This is a genomic window from Psychrobacter sp. TB55-MNA-CIBAN-0194 (assembly GCF_040309505.1).
Classification (GTDB): domain Bacteria; phylum Pseudomonadota; class Gammaproteobacteria; order Pseudomonadales; family Moraxellaceae; genus Psychrobacter; species Psychrobacter fozii.
Genome location: NZ_JBEOOW010000416.1, coordinates 1 through 263 on the forward strand (window position 1 = coordinate 1; position 263 = coordinate 263).

The window sequence follows — 263 nt, forward strand, 5'->3', positions numbered from 1 at the left end:
GATCGCGGCAACCGAGTAGGTGCGGGCCTCGTACTCGGCCAGATCGTTCGGCGGATAGTCGATGCCGAAGCCGTCCTGCAGAAAGGTTTCGCGAAACCTATCGCGTTTCAGTTCGGCAAGCGGTATGGCATCGGCCAGGGTCGCAACGCGGATCAACATGACGCTTCTCTCGGTTCGGTATCGGGCCGACAGTTTATCCCGGGTGATGTCGAGCAGCCGCTTCGTGGCCTGCCGACCGGCGACCGCCGCAGTCGGACGCACGG

1 protein-coding gene is annotated in these 263 nt (G+C 63.5%); it reads right to left on the minus strand.

Annotation, left to right across the window (positions count from 1 at the left end; genetic code table 11):
* Window positions 1–263, minus strand: a 263-nt coding sequence (locus tag AAEY75_RS15700) for a hypothetical protein (protein WP_352260114.1), incomplete at both ends; no start/stop codon positions are given.